This is a genomic window from Mycobacterium gordonae (assembly GCF_017086405.1).
GTDB classification, from domain to species: Bacteria; Actinomycetota; Actinomycetes; order Mycobacteriales; family Mycobacteriaceae; genus Mycobacterium; species Mycobacterium gordonae_D.
On the sequence record NZ_CP070973.1, the window covers coordinates 2,505,357 to 2,531,147 of the forward strand.

Sequence of the window (25,791 nt, forward strand, 5' to 3'; positions counted from 1 at the left end):
GCCCCACCCGAAGTTCAAACTCCCCAGATTCCCCCACCCACATTCGAATCCCCGATACTGCCGCTACCCAGATTGAAATTCCCCAAATTCCCCCCACCCACATTGAACTCACCAACATTCCCCCAACCAGCATTGAACCGCCCCACATCCGCCAACCCGAAGTTCAGCCCACCGCTGAAGTAGCCGCTGAGGTCTTGGCCGGTGTTGGCCAGGCCGGTGATGAGGTCGGGGGTTTGGAAGTTGTTGATGCCGGTGTTGTAGAGGCCGGTGATGTAGGTGCCGGTGTTGAGGATGCCGGCGAGGTTTTGGCCGTAGTTTTGCCAGCCGCTGGTGAAGCCGTTGGTGATGGGGTCCAGGACGGCGGTGTTGAGGAAGCCGCTGGTTCCGTAGCCGGTGTTGAAGAAGCCGCTGCTGTTGCCGCCGCCGGTGTTGCCGAAGCCGCTGCTGGGGTGGGTGGTGGTGTTTCCCAGTCCGGAGAATTGCAGCAGGGTGTAGGTGTTGGTGTAGTCGACCAGGAACGCGCCGGCAGACTCGTCGGGGACGTTGGGATCGCCGAAGAAGTAATTGATGCTGGTGTGGATCGGGATGTCGAGGGAGAAGTTGATGCCGATGTGGTCGGCGCGCCAGAACAGGCCGATGTTTTGGTTGCCGGCGATGAAGGCGCCGGTGTTGAGGTTGCCGGTGTTGCCTAGGCCGGTGTTGGTGTTGCCGATGTTGTCGGCGCCGGTGTTGGTGTTGCCGATGTTGTGGGCGCCGGTGTTGTAGTTGCCGATGTTGAGGTGGCCGGTGTTGAAGGTGCCGATGTTGTGGTTGCCGAAGTTGTAGTTGCCGGGGTTGTAGTTGCCGGTGTTGTAGTCGCCGGTGTTGAAGTTGCCGGTGTTGTGGTTGCCGGCGTTGAAGAAGCCGGTGTTGTTGGTGCCGGAGTTGAATAGGCCGGTGTTGTTGGTGCCGGAGTTGAAGCCGCCGAAGCCGATTTGGTTGTCGCCGGTCAGGCCGATGCCGATGTTGTTGTTGCCGGTGTTGGCTAGGCCGATGTTGTTGTTGCCGGTGTTGGCCAGGCCGAAGTTGAAGTCGCCGAGGTTGGCCAGGCCCCAGTTGTTGTTGCCGGTGTTGGCGCTGCCGAAGTTGGTCGAGCCCCAGTTGGCGTTGCCGATGTTGGCGCTGCCTAGGTTGCCGCTGCCGATGTTGGTGGAGCCTTGGTTGCCCAGGCCGAAGTTGAAGTTGCCCCAGTTGCCGTTGCCGACGTTGCCGCCGCCGAGGTTGCCCCAGCCTAGGTTGGCGGGGCTGGTGTAGGTGATGCCGAACAGGCCGGCCAGGTTGTGGCCGCTCATGCCGATGCCCGAGACGATGTCGAGGTTGGCGGGGTTGAGGGTGGAGAGGTCTCCGGCGTTGAAGACCCCGGAGATGGCGTTGCCGACGTTGCCCAGGCCGGAGGCGAATGCGTCGGAGTCGGCGGTGAAGTTGAGCATGCCGGAGGTGGCGGTGCCGGAGTTGCCGAAGCCGGAGACGGCGCCGCCGAAGCCGTAGTTGAGGAAGCCGGAGGAGGGGGAGGTGGTGGTGTTGAAGAAGCCGGTGCCGGCGGGGATGGTGAACAAGGTGATGGAGTTGGAGACGGTGATGCCGGTGTCGCCGAGGATGGTTTGGGGTAGCGGGATGGTGGCGGAAAAGCCGGCGGTGCCGTTGTGGTCGGCGGTGTTGAAGAAGCCGTTGTTGGAGCTGCCGGTGTTGAAGGCGCCGGTGTTGAGGTCGCCGGGGTTGGCGATGCCGGTGTTGAGGTCGCCGACGTTGTAGGCGCCGGTGTTGGAGTTTCCGGCGTTGCCGAAGCCGGTGTTGAGGTCACCGGAGTTGTTCCAGCCGGTGTTGTAGTCCCCGGAGTTGGCGAAGCCGCTGTTGGCTTGTCCGGAGTTGTACCAGCCGGTGTTGTACTGTCCGGAGTTGGCCCAGCCCCAGTTGCCGGTGCCGGTGTTGGCCATGCCGTAGTTGTGGTCGCCGGCGTTGAGTAGGCCGAAGTTGTAGGTGCCGGCGTTGAGTAGGCCGACGTTGGCGTCTCCGGCGTTGAGCAGGCCGACGTTGCTGGTGCCGGCCAGCAGCAGGCCGAGGTTGGAGGTGCCGGCGTTGAGCAGGCCGACGTTGGCGTCACCGGCGTTGAACAGGCCGGTGTTGTTGGTGCCGGAGTTGAACAGGCCGGTGTTGTTGGTGCCGGAGTTCAGGCCGCCGATGCCGATTTGGTGGTCGCCGGTCAGGCCGATGCCGATGTTGCCGGTGCCGGTGTTGGCCAGGCCGAAGTTGTAGTCGCCGGTGTTGGCCACGCCGATGTTGTAGCTGCCGTTGTTGGCCCAGCCCAGGTTGATGCTGCCCAGGTTGGCCAGGCCGAAGTTGCCCGAGCCCCAGTTGGCGATGCCCAGGGGGTTGGCGTCGCCGAGGTTGGCCAGGCTCAGGAAGTTGTGGTCGCCGATGTTGGCGGTGGCCAAGATGTTGTAGCTGCCTTGGTTGGCGTTGGAGAAGAAGTTCCAGGCGCCGATGTTGGCGTCGCCGAAGTAGTTGCGGTAGCCGATGTTGGCGTTGCCTGCGTTGTGGTGGCCGATGTTGGCGCTGCCCACGGCCCAGTTGCCGATGTTGCCGCCGCCGGTGAGGAAGTCCCCGGTGTTGCCGCTGCTGGAGAACGGGTTGAGGAACGGTGGCAGGAAGGACAAGCCCAGGCCGTTGTAGTTGCCCAGGTTGCCGTTGCCGTAGTTGAAGTTACCGACGTTGCCGTTGCCGATGTTCCAGAAGCCGACGTCGGCGAAGCCGATGTTGTGGGGCAGGGCGGTGAAGATGTCGATGCCGGACAGGTTGGAGCCGATGTTGCCGAAGCCGGAGACCACCGCCAGGGCGCCGGTGCCGGCGTTATAGAGGCCCGAGACGGCGACCCCGGTGTTCAGCGCTCCCGAGAGCAGGCCGCCGATGTTCAACACCCCCGAGCTCAACCCGCTGGCGCCGGAGGCGATGTTGAACAATCCCGAACTGCCCGACCCGTAATTACCGAACCCGGAGGAATTCCCGGCGCCGGTGTTGAAAAAGCCCGACGAATCCGACGTCGTCACATTACCGAAACCAGGCTCCCCACCGACAGAGAACAACGTATGCAACGTCGTCTGCACCGTATACGGCATATTGTAGTAAGCCTGCAATTGTTGTTCGTAGAAATTAGGGGCGTTATACGAAGCGAAAAATGTGTTCTTATACATTGTCGTCTCGATGACCGAGTAGTTCAGGGTGATCAGGCCCTGGTTGTCGCCGCGCCAGAACAGGCCGTTGTTGCGGCTACCGGAGATGAAGGCGCCGGTGTTGAGGTCACCGGTGTTGGCGTATCCGGTGTTGATGTTGCCGGGGTTGTAGTCGCCGGTGTTGGTGTCGCCGACGTTGAAGCTGCCGGTGTTGTAGTCACCGGGGTTGGCGAAACCGGTGTTGTAGCTGCCGGTGTTGTGGCCGCCGGTGTTGAAGCTGCCCGAGTTCCACCAACCCGAGTTGGCCACACCGGAATTGGCCCATCCGGTGTTGTAGGACCCGGAGTTGGAAAAGCCCCAGTTGCCGACCCCGGAGTTCAGCCAGCCGGTGTTGGCGCTGCCGGCGTTGAGGAACCCGGAGTTGCCGCTACCGGAGTTGAACAACCCGGTGTTGGCGACCCCGGAGTTCCACCCGCCGAAGCCGAACTTGTTGTCCCCGGTCAACCCGATCCCGATGTTGCCGCTACCGGTATTGGCCAACCCGATATTGCCGTCACCGGTATTGGCGAACCCGAAATTCAAACTTCCCGCATTCCCGCTGCCGATATTCAGGCTGCCCAGGTTGCCGCTACCGAAGTTCACACTGCCCAGGTTGCCCCCACCCAGATTCGACGACCCCAGATTGCCCCACCCGAAGTTCAAACTCCCCAGATTCCCCCCACCCACATTCGAATCCCCGATACTGCCGCTACCCAGATTGAAATTCCCCAAATTCCCCCCACCCACATTGAACTCACCCACATTCCCCCAACCAGCATTGAACCGCCCCACATCCGCCAACCCGAAATTGATGACCAGGGTGCTGGTGTCGCCCAGCAGTGACGGCAGTCCCGCGAAGGACGGAATTGCGGCGGCCACGGCCGAGGCGCCGGAGTAGTAGCCGAACATGGTGGCCACGTTCTGGGCCCACATCTGTTCGTAGCCGGCTTCGGCGGCCGCGATCGCCGGCGCATTGAGGCCGAACCAGTTCGACGTCACCAACGAGATGAACTCGGCGCGGTTCGCTGCGACCACGGCCGGCGGTACGGCACTGGTGAGCGCCGATTCGAATGCTTCTGCGGCCGCCCGCACCTGAGCTGCCGCGCCCTCGGCGCCTGCCGCCGCCGCCTGCAACCAACCGGCATAGGGGGCAGCGGCGGCAAGCATCGCCGACGCGGCCGCCCCCTGCCACGCGCCGCCCACCAGACCCGATGTCGTCGACCCGAACGACGCGGCCGCCGACCCGAGCTCAGCCGCCAGGCCATCCCAGCCCGCCGCGACAGCGAACCACGGACCGGACCCCGCGCCTCCGTAGATGAGCGCGGAGTTGATCTCCGGTGCCAACATCGGAAAGTCCATGCCCAGCCCTTCTTATCCCCAGGTACCCAGCGCCTCCGTGACGGGACCGGCCCGGCCCCGGCTGCGAGGTGCAGACGGCGGTAGAAATTAGCAGCATTTATGACCGTTTATGACCGTTTCCGGCGGATTAGCCTAACGCGCGTGGCGGGAGCACCACTACCGGTCAATTTATTGAAGAATATTCAACACCTTTCTGAATATTCTTCAGAAAATTCCCGGTCACCTGTAGCCGCAGTGCGGATCAATAATCGGGCGGCGGTGGCAACACGCCAAGCGGCGTTCAGCGTCGGGTGCAGCATCGGCGCACCTCCGATCGTTGGAATAAATGCCCTGTAAAAGTGGGGTTTTGGACGCCATGTGGTGATGACGGTCAGCGGGTGGCCGATGATCGGGTCGGCGCCGTGTGACTGCAGAAAGATTCGCATTGCGGTTCCGTCTATGAATTGCTAGGTTTTTTACAGAATTGCTGCAAGGGAATGTCGGGCGTTCATATACTCCGCATGTTCGATTCGCCAGCAGTCAACCTAATTGAGAGGACCGGGGCATGTCCTACCTGTTTGCAGCACCCGAGGTATTGGCAGCGGCGGCGAACGATGTGACGAGGATCGGTTCGGCGCTCTGCGTGGCGAACGCCCAAGCGATGGCCCCCGCGGTGAATCTGCTGCCCGCGGCCGCCGACGAGGTGTCGGCCGCCATTGCGGCGCTGTTCGCCGAGCACGCTGATCATTACCACGCCGTCAGTGTTGAGGTGGAGCTGTTCCCCGAGCGCTTCGCCCAGATACTGGCGTCCGGCGGCAGCTCCTATGCCTTCGCGGAGGCCACGAACGGAAACCTGCTGCAACAGATCGAGCAGGCCACTCTGAACGTCATCAATGCGCCCAGCGAGCTGTTGACCGGGCGTCCGTTGATCGGCGACGGCGCCGACGGCGCAGCGGGCACCGGCAGCCGGGGTGGCGACGGCGGCTGGTTGTGGGGCAGCGGAGGCAACGGCGGCTCCGGGGCGCCTGGGGCCAACGGCGGCGCGGGCGGATCCGCCGGTCTGGTCGGCCGGGGTGGAAACGGTGGAGCGGGTGGGGCAGCGGTGGTCGCGGGCGGAGCCGGTGGCAACGGCGGCGCTGGCGGAGCCAGCGGCATCTTCGGTGGCTTCGGCGCCGGCAACGGCGGCGCGGGCGGGGCGGGCGCGGCCGGCGCGACAGGCCAGGCGGGTGGGGCCGGCGGCGCCGGCGGGGCCGGGGGGGCCAACATGCAGGTGCTGTTCGGCCAGGGCGGTTTGGGTGGCATCGGTGGTGCCGGAGGCGCAGGTGGTGTGGGCGCTGCGGGCGACGTCGCAAACGGTGTCTCGGCCAACGGTGGCAACGGCGGCATCGGTGGCGCCGGGGGGGCCGGCGGCGCGAACCGTGCCGTGCTGTTCGGTGCGGCGGGAGCCGGAGCCAGCGGCGGCTCCGGCGGGGCGGGTGGCGCCGGAGCTAGCGGGGGCGCAGGCTCGGGTCTAGGCATCGCCGGCGGAACGGGCGGCGATGGCGGCAGCGCCGGCGCGGGCGGTGCCGGTGGCGCCGCGAACTGGTTCGGCACCGGTGGCGGTGTCGCGGGTACTTCCGGTGTTGGCGGTGACGGCGGCCGGGGCGGAGACGGTGGTGCGGGTGCGGCGAACCTCGCGGCCGGAGGCAGCGGATACAGCGGCGGGGCCGGCGGGCACGGCGGTAAGGGTGGCTCGGCCGGGGTGGGCGGCATCAACGGCTCGGGCGGTCTGGGTGGCAATGGTGGCGCGGGTGGTTCCGGCGGCGACGGTGCCACCGGTGTGGGTGGGGCTGGTCAGGCCGGCGGTGCTGGTGGTGACGGCGGTGCTGCAGGCGCTGGGGGGTTGGCCGGCGGCGGTGCCGGTATCGCCGGTGCGGCGGGCAGCGCGGGGGCTGGCGGTGCCGGTGGGCGTGGCGGCGACGGTGGGGTCGGTGCTGGCAGCGCTGCAACGGGTGACGCCGGCTTTGCTGGTGGCGCCGGGGGTGTTGGCGGTGCGGGTGGTAATGCAGGAGCGAATGGGATTAATGGGAATGGTGGGTCTGGTGGTAGCGGTGGTCAAGGCGGTGTCGGTGGGACGGGACGGACGGACACCGGTAGCGGCGCGGGCGACGGCGGCCGAGGCGGTGCCGGCGGCGCGGGTGGAATGGGCGGATTGGCTGGCACCGGCGGCACCGGCGGAACCGCCGGGGCCGGGGGTGATGGCGGTCAAGGCGGGACCGGTGGAGTAGGCGGCACCAACAACATGCCCTCGATAACTGCCGGTGCGGGTGGCATCGGCGGTCAGGGCGGTCAGGGCGCGGCTGACGTGGGCGGGGGCGCCGGACACGGTGGTCGAGGCGGCGGCGGTGGTGCTGGTGGCGTCGACGCAACCGGCCAGGGCTCTGGCGGTCAGGGTGGCACTGGCGGCACCGGTGGTCAGGGGGGAGCCGGCGCTGCGAGTACCACGCCCGGCGTTGCCGGGTCTGACGGTGGACACGGCGGTGCCGCGGGTGATGGCGGCCAGGGCGGCGATTCCGGCGCGGGCGGCTTCAACGGCCTGGGCGGGGATGGCGGCACTGGTGGCAGAGGTGGCGCCGGTGGTGCCGGGTACGCAGACGACGGCGCCAACAACGCTGCTGCCGGCGGCGCGGGCGGCCGCGGCGGGGCGGGCGGCGTCGGCGGTGCGGCTGGAGCTGGCAGCGACATACCCGCCGATGCGGGCGCGGCCGGAACTGGTGGTCAAGGTGGCCAAGGCGGCGCCGGAGGTGCGACCACCACACCCGGTCACACCGCCGGCACTGGTGGTCAAGGTGGCGCTGGTGGTCAAGGCGCTATCGGCCGGGCTGGCAGTGGTAGCGGCTTCCACGGCGGCCAGGGCGGCGCTGGGGGCATGGGTGGTGTCGGCGGTTCGGCCGCAGCCGGTGGTAGCAACGGAAGCGGCGGTGTCGGCGGTCATGGCGGGGGTGGTGGTGCTGGAGCTGACGGTGCCATGGGCGTGGTTAGCGACGGCGGTTCCGGCGGTGCCGGTGGTGCTGGCGGCGACGCCGGTGCTGGTGGTGCTGCAGGTGGCGGTGCGGGTGCTGCGGGGAGTGCCGGAAATGCCGGTGTCGGTGGGACAGGTGGCCGGGGCGGTAATGGTGGGGCTGGGGACAGCAACACGGCCGCGGGTGGCGCCGGGTACAACGGTGGCGCTGGAGGTGCCGGTGGTACTGGTGGTAGTGCAGATACCGGTGGTACCAATGGTGCCGGTGGGCTCGGTGGTAACGGCGGTGCCGGGGGTAACGGCGCTGATGGTGCCATAGGCGTTAGCAGCGCTGGTCAGGCCGGCGGCGCCGGCGGAAGCGGTGGTGACGCAGGTGCCGGCGGCATGGCCGGCGGCGGCCTGGGTGCTGCGGGTGTGGCTGGGGATGCCGGTCTCGGCGGTACCGGTGGCAACGGCGGCAACGGTGGCGCAGGGGCAGACAATGCTGTTGCCGGTGGTGCCGGGTTCCGCGGCGGCGATGCAGGTGCGGGCGGTGCGGGCGGCAATTCGGGTATGGGTGGCACAAATGGCAGCGGAGGAGCCGGTGGTGTGGGCGGCCTCGGCGGCGACGGCAGTCTCGGTACCTCGAACACAGGCAAGTTCGGTGTCGGGACCGAGGGCGGTCAAGGTGGCGCTGGCGGCGTCGGGGGAGCTGGCGGCGCGGCCGGCACCGGCGGGGTGGGCGGCGCCGGGGGCAATGGCGGGCAGGGCGGCGAGGGGGGCCTGGGCGCTGTCGGCGGCGATGGGGGCTTCAACGGCACCGGCGGCGGTGGTGGCCGTGGCGGGCACGGCGGCGGTGGTGGAACGGGTGGCGCCGCCACTAGTTCGAGCGGCATCGCCGGGCAGGGTGGCAACGGCGGTGCTGGGGGTGTGGCCGGGGGCGGCGGCATCGCGACCGGATTTAATGGGCAGGGCGGGGACGGTAATCGCGGCGGCAACGGCGGGCAGGGCGGCGCTGGGGGAGCCGGGGCGGCCGGCGGTGTTGCCGGCGCTGGCGGCAACGGCGGCGCGGCCGGGGCTGGCGGCTCCGGGGGTTCCTCCCCCATTGGCACCGACGGCTTTGCCGGCACAGGCGGCTTTGGCGGAGGCGGCGGCATCGGCGGTGGCGGCGGGCAAGGCGGGGTCGCCGGGACCGCGGGCACCGGCGGGCGCGGTGGCGCCGGCGGCGCGGGTGGAGCCGCGGCTAACGGCGGCGATGCGCTCGGGCCGACCGGGTTCGGCGGCGCCGGCGTCAACGGTGGTGCCGGGGGCACGGGAGGACAAGGTGGCGCGGCCGGCGTTGGCGGAATCAACGGCGACGGCGGCTCTGGCGGTGCCGGCGGATCTGGAAGTAATGCCGGCGTGTCCGGCCTCGGTGCCGGCGGCAATATCGGCGGCAATGGTGGTCGCGGTGGTGATGGCGGGGCTGCGGGCAGCGGACTGGGCACCGCGGGTACCGGCGGCAACGGTGGCAACGGTGGGTCCGGCGGTGCCGGGGGCATCGGTGTCGGCGCTGCCGCCGGTACCGGCCAAACCGGTGGCACCGGCGGTAACGGCGGCGATGGTGGCGCAGGGGGTAACGCGGGGAGTGCAACCGCGGTTAATGGCAGCGGTGGCGCCGGCGGTGCTGCCGGTCACGGCGGAGATGGTGGTTCGGGCCGCCTCGACACTGGTGCCGGCGCGGGAGCCGGCGGTGACGGCGGCAGCGGCGGCAGTGGAGGCAGTGGTGGTGCAGCCGGTAGCGGTGGTATCGGCGGCACGGCCGGTGACGGGGGCGACGCCGGTAATGCTGGCAGTGGCGGCAGGGGGGCCGACGGCCTGGCCGGGACTGGACACAACGGCGGCAACGGTGGCGAGGCCGGCAATGGTGGCGTCGGCGGTAATGCCGGCGGCGGTACCGCCAGCAACGGCGACGGTGGTACAGGTGGTGTGGGCGGCCAGGCTGGCAACGGTGGCTCGGGGACTGTCGACGTCGGCGCGGGTGCTGGCGCTGGCGGTCGCGGCGGCAATGGTGGTAGCGGCGGCGATGGCGGTGCGGCCGGTACCGGAGGTGTCGGCGGGTCTGTGGGAAGTGCCGGCCACGCTGGTGGTGGTGGCAACGGCGGCAGCGGTGCTGACGGCATGGCCGGAACCGGTCGCAACGGCGCCATCGGTGGTGACGCCGGCCAGGGCGGCGTGGGCGGCAACGCTGCTAGCGCGAACAGCGCCAACGGAAATGGTGGGGACGGGGGTGTCGGCGGTCAAGGCGGCATAGGCGGCACTGGTACCTCGGTTGTGAGCGGAAAAGCGGGCAACGGTGGTCGTGGCGGCAACGGCGGGGCCGGCGGCGCCGGAGGTGCTGCCGGCACCACCGGTGTCGGCGGGAGTGCGGGCAACGGCGGACAAGGCGGTAGCGCCGGTGCGGGTGCGGTAGGCGGCAGCGCTGGGGAGAACGGCACCGCCGGAACTGGCGGCGTCGGTGGAACTGGTGGATCTGGCGGTGTGGGTGGCGCCGCGGTCGCAGCTGACGGTGTTGCCGGTCTAGGCGGCGGTGGTGGCGCTGGCGGCGCCGGCGGCGTCGGTGGCGCCACCAGTGGTGGTAACGGCCAAGGAGGGATCGGTGGCGGCGGTGGTAATGGTGGCGCCGGCGGCGTTGGTGGTGCCGGGCCGGACGGAGGTATTGCCGGTGCAGGCGGTGCCGGTGGCGCTGCCGGCGCCGGCGGTGCGGGAGGTGACTCCGCGCCGGGAACCGATGGCTTCAGCCGCAACGGCGGCAAGGGTGGTGCAGGTGGCATCGGAGGCCTCGGCGGCGCTGGTGGAACTGCCGGCGCACAAGGTACCGGCGGCCGCGGCGGCGGAGGAGGCGAAGGCGGCGCCGGAGGAGCGGGCGGCACCGCACCCGGCACCATCGGTGTAGCCGGTGGCGGTGGCAACGGTGGCGCGGCTGGCGGCGGCGGCCAAGGCGGCGCGGCCGCGGCCGGCGGCACCAATGGTGACGGAGGGGCTGGCGGAGCCGGTGGGGTCGGCGGCGTCGGCGGCGCTGCCTTCAATAACCAAAACGGCCGCTTCGGCGGCAACGGCGGCAACGGCGGCAACGGCGGCGCTGCAGGTTCCGGCCTCGGCAGCACCGGCACCGCCGGCGATGGCGGCAACGGCGGCGCCGGCGGTGCCGCGAGCCACGGCGGTGACGTCTTTGACGGCAGCGGCCACAACGGCGGTTCCGGTGGCCTTGGCGGCGATGGCGGCGATGGCGGTAACGCGGGTGGTGCCAGCGCCACCAACGGCAGTGGTGGGGCCGGTGGTGCGGGTGGTCGCGGCGGTAATGGTGGTACGGGCGTCGCCGACGCGGGTAGTGGGGCTGCGGCTGGTGGTAAGGGTGGCGTCGGTGGTAATGGCGGTGTGGGTGGCGCCGTCGGTAGCGGCGGTGTCGATGGGACCGCGGGGAAGGGCGGCGCCGGCGGCGCCGGTGGGGATGGCGGGATGGGCGGTGCTGCCCTGGTCGGTACGGGTCACACCGGTGGTGATGGTGGTGCCGCGGGGCAAGGCGGTGCGGGGGGTGCTTCCGGTGGTGTCTCTGCTAGTAGCGGAGTGGGCGGTCGAGGGGGTAACGGTGGCGCGGGCGGTGCTGGCGCCGATGGTGTTGCGGGTGTGGGAAGTGTTGGTCAGGCTGGTGCGGCTGGGGGTAACGGTGGAGCCGCCGGTATTGGCGGGTTTGGCTCCAGCGGCCGGGCTGCCGCTGGCAGTGGCGGTGTCGGCGGGCACGGCGGTAATGGTGGTGCTGGCGGCGATAGCACCGTCGCGGGTGCTGGGGGTTACGCAGGTGGGGCCGGTGGTGCGGGTGGCCAGGGCGGGACGACTGGTTTCGGCGGCATCAGTGGTGACGGCGGCCGCGGCGGTAACGGTGGTGCGGGTGGCGCCGGCGGTGATGGTCTGGCAAGTGGCAGCGGTGTTGGTCAGGCCGGTGGTGCCGGCGGTGTTGGCGGTGCCGCGGGTGCTGGTGGATTGGCTGGCGGCGGTGCTGGCGATCTGGGCTCGGAGGGTGATGCGGGCACTGGAGGTGCTGGTGGTCGTGGTGGTGATGGCGGGGCGGGCGCTGACAGCACCGTGGCGGGTGGCGTTGGGTTTGCCGGTGGCGCTGGTGGTGTGGGTGGCCAGGGCGGGTCGGCCGGTTTGGGTGGGACCAATGGTGCCGGCGGTCTGGGCGGCGATGGCGGAGTCGGCGGTCGTGGCGCGGACGGTCAGGCGAACGTCGGCGCCGTGGGTCAGGCCGGCGGCGCCGGCGGTAGGGGCGGTGACGCCGGTGCCGGCGGGGTGGCCGGAACCGGCGTGGGTGCTGGGGGCAGCGTGGGTGGTGCGGGCACCGGCGGTGCGGGGGGTCAGGGCGGTGACGGTGGGGCTGGTGGCGCCAACAGCGTCGCCGGCCAGGCAGGGTATGCCGGTGGTGCCGGTGGCGACGGTGGTCAGGGCGGGTCGGCCGGTGCTGGTGGCACGAACGGCGCGGGCGGCCTGGGTGGTGATGGGGGCCGTGGTGGCGCCGGCGCTGACGGCGAGGCCGGCGACGGTACCGCCGGTCAAGACGGTGGTGCCGGTGGCAAGGGCGGGGACGCCGGTGCCGGGGGTGCGGCCGGCACCGGGGCGGGCGCTGCCGGGACCGCGGGCCGCGCTGGCGTCGGCGGTGCCGGTGGACAGGGCGGTGACGGTGGAACGGGCGATGACGCCTCCGCCGCCGGTGCAACCGGTCTGGCCGGCGGCGCCGGCGGTGCGGGCGGGCAGGGCGGGTCAGCTGGTCTAGGGGGTACCAATGGCGGTGGTGGACTGGGCGGTGACGGCGGCAATGGTGGCCGCGGTGCTGACGGCGCCGCGGGTGCGAGTTCCGTCGGGCAGGACGGCGGCACTGGGGGTAAGGGCGGTGACGCGGGCGCGGGCGGTGCGGCCGGCAGCGGCACGGGCGCGGCGGGCAGCAACGGTGTCTCGGGCGATGGCGGGCACGGTGGAGACGGCGGAAGCGGCGGTGTCGGCAGCACCGGCGGCAGTAGCGGTGGCAACGGTTTCGACGGCGGAGCTGGAGGTGTCGGCGGTGCGGGTGGTAACGCAGGCGGCGGCGGCACCAACGGCAGTGGTGGGGCCGGTGGTGCGGGTGGTCGCGGCGGTAATGGTGGTACGGGCGTCGCCGACGCGGGTAGTGGGGCTGCGGCTGGTGGTAAGGGTGGCGTCGGTGGTAATGGCGGTGTGGGTGGCGCCGTCGGTAGCGGCGGTGTCGATGGGACCGCGGGGAAGGGCGGCGCCGGCGGCGCCGGTGGGGATGGCGGGATGGGCGGTGCTGCCCTGGTCGGTACGGGTCACACCGGTGGTGATGGTGGTGCCGCGGGGCAAGGCGGTGCGGGGGGTGCTTCCGGTGGTGTCTCTGCTAGTAGCGGAGTGGGCGGTCGAGGGGGTAACGGTGGCGCGGGCGGTGCTGGCGCCGATGGTGTTGCGGGTGTGGGAAGTGTTGGTCAGGCTGGTGCGGCTGGGGGTAACGGTGGAGCCGCCGGTATTGGCGGGTTTGGCTCCAGCGGCCGGGCTGCCGCTGGCAGTGGCGGTGTCGGCGGGCACGGCGGTAATGGTGGTGCTGGCGGCGATAGCACCGTCGCGGGTGCTGGGGGTTACGCAGGTGGGGCCGGTGGTGCGGGTGGCCAGGGCGGGACGACTGGTTTCGGCGGCATCAGTGGTGACGGCGGCCGCGGCGGTAACGGTGGTGCGGGTGGCGCCGGCGGTGATGGTCTGGCAAGTGGCAGCGGTGTTGGTCAGGCCGGTGGTGCCGGCGGTGTTGGCGGTGCCGCGGGTGCTGGTGGATTGGCTGGCGGCGGTGCTGGCGATCTGGGCTCGGAGGGTGATGCGGGCACTGGAGGTGCTGGTGGTCGTGGTGGTGATGGCGGGGCGGGCGCTGACAGCACCGTGGCGGGTGGCGTTGGGTTTGCCGGTGGCGCTGGTGGTGTGGGTGGCCAGGGCGGGTCGGCCGGTTTGGGTGGGACCAATGGTGCCGGCGGTCTGGGCGGCGATGGCGGAGTCGGCGGTCGTGGCGCGGACGGTCAGGCGAACGTCGGCGCCGTGGGTCAGGCCGGCGGCGCCGGCGGTAGGGGCGGTGACGCCGGTGCCGGCGGGGTGGCCGGAACCGGCGTGGGTGCTGGGGGCAGCGTGGGTGGTGCGGGCACCGGCGGTGCGGGGGGTCAGGGCGGTGACGGTGGGGCTGGTGGCGCCAACAGCGTCGCCGGCCAGGCAGGGTATGCCGGTGGTGCCGGTGGCGACGGTGGTCAGGGCGGGTCGGCCGGTGCTGGTGGCACGAACGGCGCGGGCGGCCTGGGTGGTGATGGGGGCCGTGGTGGCGCCGGCGCTGACGGCGAGGCCGGCGACGGTACCGCCGGTCAAGACGGTGGTGCCGGTGGCAAGGGCGGGGACGCCGGTGCCGGGGGTGCGGCCGGCACCGGGGCGGGCGCTGCCGGGACCGCGGGCCGCGCTGGCGTCGGCGGTGCCGGTGGACAGGGCGGTGACGGTGGAAGGGGCGATGACGCCTCCGCCGCCGGTGCAACCGGTCTGGCCGGCGGCGCCGGCGGTGCGGGCGGGCAGGGCGGGTCGGCGGGTGCCGGCGGCGCCAACGGCGACGGCGGTCGGGGCGGCAGCGGCGGCACCGGAGGCACGGGCGGCACCGGCGCGACCTTTTCAGGCAACGACGGCGGCATCGGCGGCACCGGCGGCCGGGGCGGTGACGCGGGCGCGGGCGGCGCAGCCGGCAGCGGCACGGGCGCGGCGGGCGGCAACGGACTTTCCGGTGACGGCGGTCAGGGTGGTCGCGGCGGTGAGGGCGGCGTCGCCGGGCGAGATGGCAACGGCAATGGCTTCACCGGTGGGGCCGGCGGCGTCGGCGGTGCGGGCGGCAACGCAGGCGGCGGCGGCACCAACGGCAGCGGTGGTGCCGGCGGCACCGGCGGCCAGGGCGGTGCCGGCGCCAATGGTCGTCCGGACACCGGTGTCGGCGCTGACAACGGCGGCAACGGCGGTCGCGGTGGCAGTGGCGGCACCGGCGGCATCGCCGGCACCGGCGGCACCGGCGGCATTGCCGGCGCCGGCGGGGACGGCGGCACGGGTGGCACCGGCGGTGTCGGCGGAACGAACTTCCACACGATGATCACCGCTGGTGCTGGCGGCGCCGGCGGCCAGGGCGGCCAGGGTGCCGCTGACATCGGTGGCGGCGCCGGCAACGGTGGTGCCGGTGGCGCCGGAGGTGCCGGCGGGCTCGACGCGAGCGGCAACGGCGCGGGCGGTAACGCCGGCGCCGGCGGCGTTGGCGGAATGGGCGGCGCGGGCATCAGCGGTTCGACTCCCGGCGGTGCCGGCTCTGCTGGTGGCCGGGGCGGCGCCGGCGGCTCCGGTGGTCAGGGCGGCAACGGCAGCGCCTTCAACGGCGACGGCGGGTCCGGCGGTGCGGGCGGCCAGGGCGGCAGTGGCGGGGCCGGATACGCCGACGACGGCACCAACGACGCCGGTGACGGCGGGGCCGGCGGGACCGGTGGCGCAGGCGGCCAGGCCGGAGCGGCCGGCATCGGCGCCGGATTGTCCGGCAACAGCGGCACCGCCGGTGCCGGCGGCCACGGTGGCCAGGGCGGCCAGGGCGGTGTGGCCGCCGCCGGCGGGACGGCAGGCGACGGCGGCACGGGCGGCGCCGGGGGCACCGGCGGCAGCGGCGCAGACGGCGAGGCCGGAACCGGCCGGAATGGCGCCACCGGCGGTCAGGGCGGCGTGGGCGGTCGGGGCGGCAATGCCGGCGGCGCGACTGGTGTCAACGGCAGCGGCGGCGCCGGGGGGACCGGCGGTCATGGTGGTGTCGGCGGCTCGGGTATCGCTGACACCGGTGCCGGCGGCGGTGACGGCGGCCGGGGCGGCGACGGCGGGGCCGGCGGTGTCGGCGGCGCGGCGGGCACCGGAGGCACCGGCGGTACGGTCGGCAGCGCCGGTGCCGGTGGGGATGGCGGTGCCGGCGGCACCGGGGCGAGCAACGTCACCGCCGGTATGGCGGGCGGCGATGGCGGCGCCGGCGGCCAGGGCGGGCAGGGCGCGACGGGTACCGCCCCGGCAGCTGGGGGATCGGGTGGGGCCGGTGGCACCGGCGGCGCCGATCTCAGCGGCAGCGGTACCGGCGGCCAGGGCGGCACCGGCGGAACCGGTGGTCAGGGCGGCACCGGGGCGGACAACAGCAAGAGCAATGGCTTCGGCTCCACGGGCGGCCAAGGCGGCGTCGGAGGCGCCGGTGGTCAGGGCGGCAACGCCGCCGCCGGCGGAACCAACGGCGGTGGTGGTGCGGGCGGTCAAGGCGGAACGGGCGGCACCGCCGGGCAGGGCACCGCCGCAGACGGCAGCGGCAGGGGCGGTGTCGGTGGTATCGGCGGCACCGGTGGTGTCGGCGGAACGGCAGGTACCGGCACCGGTGCGGTCGGTACCGCGGGCGCCGGCGGCCAGGGCGGTACCGGCGGTCAAGGGGGTGCGGGCGAGAACCGCAGTGGCGCCGGCGGACAGGGCGGCACCGGTGGTCAGGGCGGCGTCGACACCGGTGCCGGCGGCGGCACGGGCGGCCGAGGCGGCACGGGCGGCCAGGGTGGGGAAAACCTCGGCAGCGGCGCGGGCGCGGGCGGCAAGGGTGGCACCGGCGGGCAGGGTGGCGCCGACACCCGGGGTGGCGCCGGCACCGGCGGCCAGGGCGGTACCGGAGGAGCGGCCGGCGCCAACCCCAACGCCTACGCCGGTGGCGGTGACGGCGGTGACGGCGGCACGGGTGGTCGCGGTGGCGACGGTGCTGCCGGGAGCAGTCGCACCGGCGGCACCGGCGGTGCGGGCGGCCAGGGCGGCGCCGGCACCAACGAGCTGTTCGGCGGTGACGGCGGCAACGGCGGCCAGGGTGGTGCCGGCGGAAGCGGCAGAGATCATGTCGACGGCGGCACCGGTGGTACGGGTGGCCAGGGCGGCGTCGGCGTGCAAGGCGGTGCGGCCGGGACTGGCGGTAAGGGCGGCACCGGCGGCGCCGGTGGCTTGAACGCACGATTTGGCGACCCGGTCGGCGCCGGCGGACAGGGCGGTCACGGCGGTCAGGGCGGTGCGGACACCGGCTCCGGCGCCGGCGCCGGTGGTGTTGGTGGCACCGGTGGTATCGGCGGCGCCGACGAGGTCGGTGGAGTAGCCGGTGCCGGTGGTGCCGGTGGTCAGGGCGGCCAGGGCGGTGCCGGCCTTTCGCTCAATTTCGGAAGCGGTGGCGGCACCGGAGGCAAGGGCGGCATCGGTGGCGCGGGTGGCCAGGGTGGTGCCGGCGGCGCGGCGGTTGCGGGTGGCACCAACGGCGCCGGAGGTGAGGGCGGCACCGGTGGAACTGGCGGAACCGGCGGCAAGGGCGGCGGCCAAACCGGGGTGGGCGGCACCGCAGGAGCCGGCGGCCAGGGCGGGACCGGAGGAGCCGCGGGTGCCGGCGGCGCCGCCGGCAGCGGCGGCGGGTCCGCCGGAGCCGTGGGCGACGGTGGCGATGGCGGTGCCGGCGGCGCCGGCGGGCAGGGCGGTCAGGGCCGCCAGGGAGCCCACGGCGGGGCCGGCGGTGCAGGGGGTACCGGCGCCGCGGGCGGCGCGGCGAGCGGCACCGGCCACGTCGCGGGTGACGGCGGCGTGGGCGGGACCGGCGGTGGCGGCGGCGCGGCCGATTGGGACTCCGTAGCCGGGACCGGAGGGGCCGGCGGCACCGGCGGGTCCGGCGGGGCAGCGACGGGCGGCGCAGACGGTGGCCTCGGCGGCAAAGGCGGGAACGGCGGCGTCGGCGGCGTTGGCGGCACTGGAAATGCGCAGTTGCGACCGGGCGAGATCGGGGGCACCGGTGGAGCCGGCGGCACCGGCGGCCAGGGCGGAAGCGCCGCCGCTGGCGGTATCAACGGTGCCGGTGGAGGCGGCGGGACAGGCGGTCAGGGCGGTCAGGGCGGCGCCGGCTTTGCCGACGATGGTCAGGACACCGCCGCAAACGGCGGTGCCGGCGGCACCGGCGGCGTCGGCGGCACCGGCGGCCTGGCCGGCAGCGGCACCGGCGCGGCTGGGAGCGCCGGCGCGGCGGGAACCGGTGGTCAGGGAGGTCAAGGCGGAACCGGCGGTCGCACCATCCACGCTGGCAACAGCGCCGGCACGGGCGGCGTCGGCGGCCAGGGCGGCGCGGGCGGCCAGGGCGCGAACGGCCCGGCCGGCGGCGGTACCGGCTACAACGGTGGGCTGGGCGGCGCTGGCGGCGTCGGCGGCACCGGCGGATCCAACAGCACGGGCGTCGGCGGCACCGGAGGTGGGGGCGGCCAGGGCGGCGTCGGCGGCGACGCCGGAGACGGCACCGGCGGCCAGCCGGGCGGCACCGGCGGCGCCGGCGGCACCGGCGGACAGGGCGGCATCGGCGGCGCCGGATCGAGCGGCGTGCCCGGGAGCACCGGTATCGGCGGCGTCAACGGCACCTTGGGCGACGGTCCGGTCGGCCCGCTCGGCGGCGCAGGCGGCTTGGGCGGCGGCGGCGGCACCGGAGGCGTCGGATCCAGCTAGCCCACGCGCTGCGGCACCCACGTCTCCTCGATACGGAGCTTATTGCACATGACTCGCAAGAACGCGGACGCGCCGGAGGTCCGCGCTGGCAATCCCGGGCCGGCAGCGCGACACTGGTCGGGTGACGACTGAACCGGCGGGCCTGGACCCGGCGGCCACCGAACGGATCGGCGAGCTGCTGCGCGCCCGCGGGCTGCGGCGGATGGCCTCGCGGATCCAGGTGTTGGCGGTACTGGAACCCGTCAACGGGCACCTCTCAGTGGCCGAGATACAGCACCGGTTGCCCACCTGCCTCGCGCCGGGAACCCAGCCGCCCGACCTCGCGACCATTTACCGCACGGTGACCACCCTGGTCGACCAGGGTGTGCTGCACGCGTTGACCCTCGACGGCGGCGTCACCACCTACGGGATGGCGACCGCGCCGCATCACCACGCCGTGTGCACTCAGTGCGGGGCGATCATCGAGGTGCCCGCCCGCCAGCTCAGCTCGGCGCTCGAACACGCGATGGCGGGCAGCTCGTTTGCCTTGTCCGATCGGGCCGGCCTGACGCTGCACGGGCTGTGCCCGGCGTGCCAGCAGCGAGCGCGGGACTGAGTCAGCTCAGGCCCAGCAGCGCGTTCTCCACCACCTCGGGCAAGGCGGGGTGAATCCAGTACTGGCCGCGCGCCATCTGGTGGGCGGTCAGCCCGAAGCTCATCGCCTGGATCAGCGGCTGAATGATCGACGATGCCTGGTAGCCCATGATGTGGGCGCCCAGCAGCCGGCCGGTGCCGCGCTCGGCGATCAACTTCACGATCCCGGTGGTGTCCTCCATGGCCCATCCGTAGCCGACGTCGCCGTAATCCTGGATCTTGACCGAGACATCGAATCCCTGAGCCACCGCCTGGTTTTCGGTGAGCCCGACGGCGGCCAACTGAGGGTCGGTGAACACCGCCGCCGGCACGAAGCGGTGATCGGTGACGGCCATCGACCCGGTGTCCTCCCAGTCGCACAGCAGGTTGTGCTGCACGACGCGCGCCTCGTGGTTGGCGACGTGCTTGAGCTGATACGGCGACGACACGTCGCCGAGCGCGAAAACCCCACGGGCCGAGGTGCGTTGATACTCGTCGACGACGACGCGACCGTCTGCGACATCGATACCGGCTTGCTCCGCGTCGAGCAGGTCGGCGTTGGAGATCCGCCCGGTCGCCACCAGCAGCGCGTCGGCATCCAGGGTGCTCCCGTCGTCGAGTTGTAGCGACACCCCCGCCCCCCGGTTGTGCCCGCCGATGACGTTGCGGTGAGTGTGCAGTCCCCATTTCTCGGACACGATGCGGGTGAACCGTTCGCAGATGGTGTCGTCGCAGTGACGCAGCAGGCAGCTACCCCGCACCACCAGGGTCACCCGCGAACCCAGCGCGGCGAACACGTGGGCGAATTCCGCTGCGACGAAACCACTTCCGACTATGACCAGGTGCTCGGGCAGATCGGGAATCCGCATGATGGTGTCGCTGGTGTGGTATGTGACGCCGGCGGCGGTGATCGCCGGCGGCACCGTCGGCCGAGAGCCCGCGGCGATCACCACCTGGTCGGCGGTGAACTCTTCGCCGGCGTCGGTGTGCAGCAGGTAACGCCCGTCGGCCGCGACCGGCCCGAAACGGGTGTGACTGCGGTACACGTCGATATTCGGGGCGGACCGGCGGTAGTCTTCGCCGCTGGGCCCGATCGGATCGATACGCCCGAAGACCCGGGAAACGATGTCCGCCCAGCGCACGCCGTCGACGTGGGCGTCGACGCCGTACCGGGCCGCGCCCCGGATGCTCTTGGCCACCTCGGCGGCGTAGACGAACATCTTGGTCGGGAGGCACCCGACGTTCAGGCAAGTGCCGCCGAAGATGCCCTGCTCGCAGATCGCCACCCGCTTGGCCGCATAGTGCTCGTTGAGAATGCTGTTGCCCGAACCGGTTCCGATGATCGCGAGGTCGTAGGTCTCCATCGATGCGTCACCCTTTCCCCGACCGGTTCTCGGGGGGGACCGAGGCGTCGGTGTCGTTGAGCCTGCTGAGATGTTCGTCCAGCCAGCGGTCCAGATGGCGATAGGCTAGCTGACGCGGTTGGGAAAGCGACAGAAACACATCGTGTTTGGCATCCGGCACCGGAATGATGCTGGTGCGGTTGCCGATACAGCCGGCCCACCGGGCGATCTGGCTGACGTCGAGCACCGCGTCGCCGCGTTGCAGGGCCGCCGGTTCGGCGCTCTCGGGCACGGTGTGGTCCGAACGCAGTATCAGGTTGGGCACCCCGACGTCGAGCCCCCGATGCAGCCGGGCCTGGCCGCGCCGCACCGCATGCAACCAGCCGAACGTTACCGGAAAGCCGCCCAATGGTTTCCACTGCAGGTTGTACTCGAACTCGCCGTGGTAGTCACGGTGCAGGCTCGACCCGTAGCCGCCGCTGCCGCTGGCCCGGGCGACGCCCTTGCTGCGCATCCGCGACAGCGCCGCGATGGTGGCCGAGGTGACGCCGAGCCGCAGGATGGCCGGGCCGTGCAGATCGAGGAACGGACTGTTGAGTACCAGGCCGGTGACACCGGCCCGCGCGATCGCGCCTCGCCGCCGCAACCGGTCCAGCCAGAGCGCCAGGATCAGCCCACCCGCCGAGTGGCCGTACATGACCACCTTGACCTCGGACCGCTCGCGGATCAGGGCCAGCGCGCGGTTGAGTTCGTCGTCGTAGTGGGCCAGGTTGGTGGTGAAGTGGGGAGTCTGGTCCGGTTGGTGCGAGCGGCCGCACTTGCGCAGGTCCAGCGCATAGAAGGTGAAGCCGCGGTCGGCGAAATGGTCGGCCAGCGCGGTATGGAAAAAGTAGTCCGTGTAGCCGTGCACGGCCAACACCGCGTGGCCGGCCGCTGTTTGCGGGCCACGGCGCACCAGCGTCGCGACGATGTCGCCCTCGCCGTCCGGGTCGGGTCCGAGCGGGATGGTTCGCTGCCAGTAGCCGGGCAGGACGTCGGGCTCCCAGCCAGTCACGAGGCCAGCTTAAATGTCGCCTGCTGGGTCGGGCCAAGCCGTCGATGCCGCGCTCGCCGCGCAGCTGCCCACCCGTCCGTCGCGATAGCCTGGCACCGGCAGTCTGAAGGAAAGGATCAGCGATCGGCGTGGCACAGCTAGCCAGAACCGACGTCGTGCTGGTGGGTGCCGGAATCATGAGTGCCACCCTCGGTGCGTTGCTGCGCCGGCTGGAGCCGAACTGGTCGATCACCGTCATCGAGCGCCTGGACGGGGTCGGCGGCGAGAGCAGCAGCCCCTGGAACAACGCCGGCACCGGTCACGCGGGGCTGTGCGAAATGAACTACACACCCCAGTGCCCGGACGGATCGATCGACATCACCAAAGCGGTGCTGGTCAACGAACAGTTCCAGGTGACCCGCCAGTTTTGGGCCTACGCGGCCGACAACGGCATCCTGGCCGACGTACCGAGCTTTCTCAACCCCGTCCCGCACGTCAGTTTCGTGCACGGGACGGCCGGCGTGGAGTACCTGCGGCGGCGCCGTGACGCGCTGGCGCGCAACCCGTTGTTCGCCGCGACCGAACTGATCGTGGATCCCGACGAATTCGCGCGCCGGCTGCCGTTCATGGCCGCCCGGCGTGACTTCGCCGAGCCGGTTGCCCTCAACTGGGCCGCCGACGGCACGGACGTCGATTTCGGCGCTTTGGCGCGACAACTCATCGGCTACGGCGTGAAAGCCGGTGCCACCGCGTTGTTCGGGCACGAGGTGCGTGGCTTGTCGCGTCGCGGCGACGGCGGCTGGACGCTGACCGTCGGAAACCGACGTACCGGTGAAAAGCGGCAGCTGACAGCGAAATTCGTCTTTGTCGGGGCCGGGGGCGATACATTGCCGCTGTTACAGAAGGCCGGGATCGCCGAGATCCGCGGTTTCGCCGGGTTCCCGATCGGTGGCCGCTTCCTGCGCACCGCCGACCGCGGGCTCACCGCCGCGCACCGTGCCAAGGTGTACGGCGTTCCGTCGCCGGGAGCGCCGCCACTGGGTGCGCTGCACCTGGACCTGCGCCTCGTCAATGGCCGGCCGTGGCTGGTCTTCGGGCCCTACGCCGGCTGGTCACCGAAGTTCTTGAAACACGGGCACTTCAGCGATCTACCCCGGTCGGTCCGGCCCGGCAATCTTCCGTCGTTGCTGGGCGTCGGCGTCCGGGAGGCGACATTGCTGCGCTACCTGCTCGGCCAGGTGCGCCTGACCGGACCGGACCGGGTCGCAGCGTTGCGTGAATTCGCACCCAGCGCAAGGGATTCAGACTGGGAGCTGACGGTGGCCGGGCAACGGGTACAGGTGATCCGTCGGGCCAGGGGCAGGGGCGGGGCCCTGGAGTTCGGCACCACCATCGTGGGTGCCGCCGACGGCAGCATCGCCGGGCTGCTCGGCGGCTCGCCGGGCGCTTCCACCGCGGTCCCGGCGATGATGGAGGTGCTGGCACGCTGTTTCGCCAACAGGTACCAGTCGTGGTTACCTACTCTCAAAGAGATTGTGCCGTCACTGGGAGCTGACTTGTCGCGTGAACCCGCCCTCTACGACGAGGTGAGGTCGTGGACCAACAAGACGCTGCGATTAGAGGCGGCATGACTCGCGGCGGCGACGATGCACAGCGAAACGATGGGGTCGGAGCACCTCGCGCGCACGGGGGAGAGCGACGTCGATGACCGAAGCCTTGCGGCGATCCTGGTTCAAAGACCTTGATGCGCGGACCCTTTATGAGCTGCTCAAGCTGCGGGTCGAGGTGTTCGTGGTGGAACAGGCCTGCCCCTACCCGGAGCTGGACGGGCGTGATCTGCTCGCCGAAACCCGCCACTTCTGGCTGGAATCCTCTGACGGAGAGGTGGTCTGCACCCTGCGGCTGATGGAGGAGCACGCCGGTGGTGAGAAGGCGTTCCGGATCGGCCGGGTGTGCACCAAGCGCAGCGCTCGAGGTCACGGCCACGCCACCCGGTTGCTGCGCGCGGCGCTGGCCGAAGTGGGCGATTACCCCTGCCGCATCGACGCGCAGAAGTACCTGACCGAGATGTATGCCCGCCACGGGTTCGTCCGCGACGGCGACGATTTTCTCGACGACGGCATTCCGCATGTGCCGATGCTGCGACCCGGTTCCCCGGCTGGTACCCGGTGAAGCCCTATCCGTTCAGCGCGATCGTCGGGCACGACCAGTTGCGTCTGGCGTTGCTGCTGTGCGCCGTGCGGCCGGAGATCGGCGGCGCGCTGATCCGGGGCGAGAAGGGCACCGCGAAGTCGACGGCCGTGCGCGGGCTGGCCGGGTTGTTGTCGGCCGCGACCGACGCCGAAGGCGGCGGTCTGGTGGAGATGCCGTTGGGAGCCACCGAAGACCGGGTCGTCGGTTCGCTGGATCTGCAGCGGGTGTTGCGTGACGGCGAGCACGCCTTCTCCCCGGGCCTGCTGGCCCGCGCCCACGGCGGCGTCCTCTACGTCGACGAGGTGAACCTGCTGCACGACCATCTGGTCGACATCCTGCTCGATGCCGCCGCGATGGGACGGGTGCATGTCGAACGAGACGGCATCTCACACACCCACGAGGCCCGGTTCGTGTTGATCGGAACGATGAATCCCGAAGAGGGCGAGCTGCGTCCCCAACTGCTGGACCGATTCGGCCTGACGGTCGACGTGCAGGCCTCGCGCGACGTCGACGTGCGGGTGGAGGTGATCCGGCAGCGGATGGCCTATGAAGCCGACCCGGACGGATTCGCGCTCAGCTACGCCGATGCCGACGCCGAGCTGGCCCGCCGGATCGCCGGCGCCCGCGCGATCGTCGACGATGTGGTGTTGCCGGACAACGAGTTACGGCGGATTGCGGCGTTGTGCGCGGCGTTCGACGTCGACGGCATGCGAGCCGACCTGGTGCTAGCGCGCACCGCGGCGGCCCACGCGGCCTGGCGCGGCGCGCTGACGGTGGCGGAGCAGGACATCCGGGTGGCCGCCGAACTGGCGTTGCCGCATCGCCGCCGCCGTGATCCGTTCGACGATCACGGCATCGAGCGCGATCAACTGGACGAGGCGCTGGCCCGGGCGGGTGAGCAGGCCCAGAGCGAACCCGAACCCGACCCGGATCCCGACCCGCCCGGCGGGGGTGCTTCCACGGAATATACTGCCCCCGAACGGAATTCGAATGGCACGACGGCCCCGCCGTCACCGAAACCCAGTGCGCCGCCGTCGAAAGTCTTTCGCACCCGGGCGTTGACGGTACCCGGGGTCGGCGAAGGCGCACCGGGGCGACGATCCCGAGCCCGCAACAGTGCCGGCAGTGTGGTGGCCGCCGCCGACCCCACCGACCCGGCCGCGCACGGCCTGCATCTGTTCGCCACCCTGCTGTCGGCGGCCGCAGGCGCCGACCGGGCCGGGCCGCTGCGCTTGCAGTCCGGCCACCTGCGCCGGGCCGTCCGGGAGGGTCGCGAAGGCAACCTGGTGATCTTCGTCGTCGACGCCTCCGGCTCGATGGCCGCCCGGGACCGGATGGCCGCCGTCAGCGGGGCCGCCATGTCATTGCTGCGTGACGCCTACCAGCGACGCGACAAGGTCGCCGTGATCACCTTCCGCCAGGCCGAAGCCCGGATTCTGCTGCCGCCGACGTCGTCGGCGCACATCGCCGGGCGGCGACTGGCCCGCTTCGACACGGGCGGCAGGACTCCGCTGGCCGAGGGTTTGCTGGCCGCCCGGGGACTGGTCATCCGGGAGAGAGTGCGCGACCGGGCCCGCCGTCCGCTGGTGGTGGTGCTCACCGATGGCCGCGCGACCGCTGGCCCGGATCCGTTGGGCCGCAGCAGGATTGCCGCTTCCATGCTGGTGGCAGAGGGCGCCGCGGCCGTTGTGGTCGACTGCGAGACGTCCTATGTCCGGCTGGGACTGGCCGCCCAGCTGGCCCGCCAACTGGGCGCGCCCGCCATCCGGCTGGAGCAACTGCACGCCGACCACCTGACCCGAGCCGTGCGCAGCGTGGCCTGATATGCCCCGAGGAAAGCCGATCGCCGTCCCCGAGGACGGCCTGACCACCCGGGCCCGGCGCAACGTACCGGTACTTGTGGTGCACACCGGCGACGGCAAGGGCAAGTCGACGGCTGCGTTCGGGATGGCGTTGCGGGCCTGGAATGTCGGGATGAGTGTCGCGGTCTTCCAGTTCGTCAAGAGCGCGAAGTGGAAGGTGGGCGAGGAAACCGCATTTCGCGAGCTCGGCCAGCTGCACGAGCGCACTGGTGTGGGCGGTGCGGTCGAATGGCACAAGATGGGTTCGGGCTGGTCCTGGATACGCAAGTCTCGCAAAGCCGGCAGCGAAGTCGACCACGCCGCCGCGGCCGCCGACGGCTGGGCCGAGATCCGGCGGCGGCTGGCAGAGCAACGGCATGACTTCTATGTCCTCGACGAGTTCACCTACCCGCTGAAGTGGGGTTGGCTCGATGTCGAGGAAGTGGTGGAAGCGCTGGGGGAACGGCCCGGTCACCAGCATGTGGTGATCACCGGCCGCGATGCCCCGCCTCGCCTCGTCGAGGCCGCCGACCTGGTGACCGAGATGGGCAAGGTGAAGCATCCGATGGACGCCGGCCGCAAGGGGCAGAAAGGCATCGAGTGGTGA

10 protein-coding genes are annotated in these 25,791 nt (G+C 71.7%); 6 read left to right on the plus strand and 4 right to left on the minus strand.

Annotated elements, in window-relative coordinates; genetic code table 11:
* Positions 1-14: 14 nt before the first annotated feature.
* Together JX552_RS10765 and JX552_RS10770 are read right to left on the minus strand one after the other, a co-directional pair.
* Positions 15-4,604 carry a PPE family protein gene (locus JX552_RS10765; protein WP_205877376.1) on the minus strand — a complete coding sequence of 1,530 codons (4,590 nt, stop codon included), beginning with the start codon at positions 4,602-4,604 and terminating at the stop codon, positions 15-17.
* A gap of 182 nt (positions 4,605-4,786) precedes the next feature.
* On the minus strand, positions 4,787-5,029 hold the full coding sequence (locus JX552_RS10770) for a hypothetical protein (protein ID WP_205877378.1): 243 nt from the start codon (positions 5,027-5,029) through the stop codon (positions 4,787-4,789).
* Positions 5,030-5,148: 119 nt separating this feature from the next.
* On the opposite strand from JX552_RS10770, the gene JX552_RS10775 reads away from it, so the two are divergent.
* Complete coding sequence (locus JX552_RS10775) at positions 5,149-18,162, plus strand: PE family protein (RefSeq protein WP_205877380.1); 13,014 nt, start codon at positions 5,149-5,151, stop codon at positions 18,160-18,162.
* Positions 18,163-18,283: 121 nt separating this feature from the next.
* Entirely contained in the window at positions 18,284-18,757 is a 474-nt protein-coding gene (locus JX552_RS10780; protein WP_205877382.1) for a Fur family transcriptional regulator, read from the plus strand.
* Between the two features lies 1 nt (position 18,758).
* On the opposite strand, the gene mtr is transcribed toward JX552_RS10780, so the two are convergent.
* Positions 18,759-20,138, minus strand: coding sequence for a mycothione reductase (gene mtr, locus JX552_RS10785; RefSeq protein WP_205877384.1), 1,380 nt, complete (start codon positions 20,136-20,138; stop codon positions 18,759-18,761).
* A 7-nt stretch (positions 20,139-20,145) separates the two neighbouring features.
* On the minus strand, positions 20,146-21,171 hold the full coding sequence (locus JX552_RS10790; protein ID WP_205877386.1) for an alpha/beta hydrolase: 1,026 nt from the start codon (positions 21,169-21,171) through the stop codon (positions 20,146-20,148).
* A gap of 128 nt (positions 21,172-21,299) precedes the next feature.
* Here JX552_RS10790 and mqo point away from each other — a divergent pair, with 128 nt between their 5' ends.
* From mqo to cobO, 4 genes are all read left to right on the plus strand, one after another.
* A complete protein-coding gene (gene mqo / locus JX552_RS10795; protein ID WP_205877388.1) occupies positions 21,300-22,781 on the plus strand; it encodes a malate dehydrogenase (quinone) in 1,482 nt (493 codons plus the stop codon).
* 73 nt (positions 22,782-22,854) lie between these two features.
* Positions 22,855-23,322 carry a GNAT family N-acetyltransferase gene (locus JX552_RS10800; protein WP_205877390.1) on the plus strand — a complete coding sequence of 156 codons (468 nt, stop codon included), beginning with the start codon at positions 22,855-22,857 and terminating at the stop codon, positions 23,320-23,322.
* Positions 23,319-25,166, plus strand: coding sequence for a magnesium chelatase subunit D family protein (locus JX552_RS10805; protein ID WP_205877392.1), 1,848 nt, complete (start codon positions 23,319-23,321; stop codon positions 25,164-25,166). The genes JX552_RS10800 and JX552_RS10805 overlap by 4 nt, the downstream gene beginning before the upstream one ends.
* A 1-nt stretch (position 25,167) precedes the next feature.
* A complete protein-coding gene (cobO, locus tag JX552_RS10810) occupies positions 25,168-25,791 on the plus strand; it encodes a cob(I)yrinic acid a,c-diamide adenosyltransferase (protein WP_205877394.1) in 624 nt (207 codons plus the stop codon).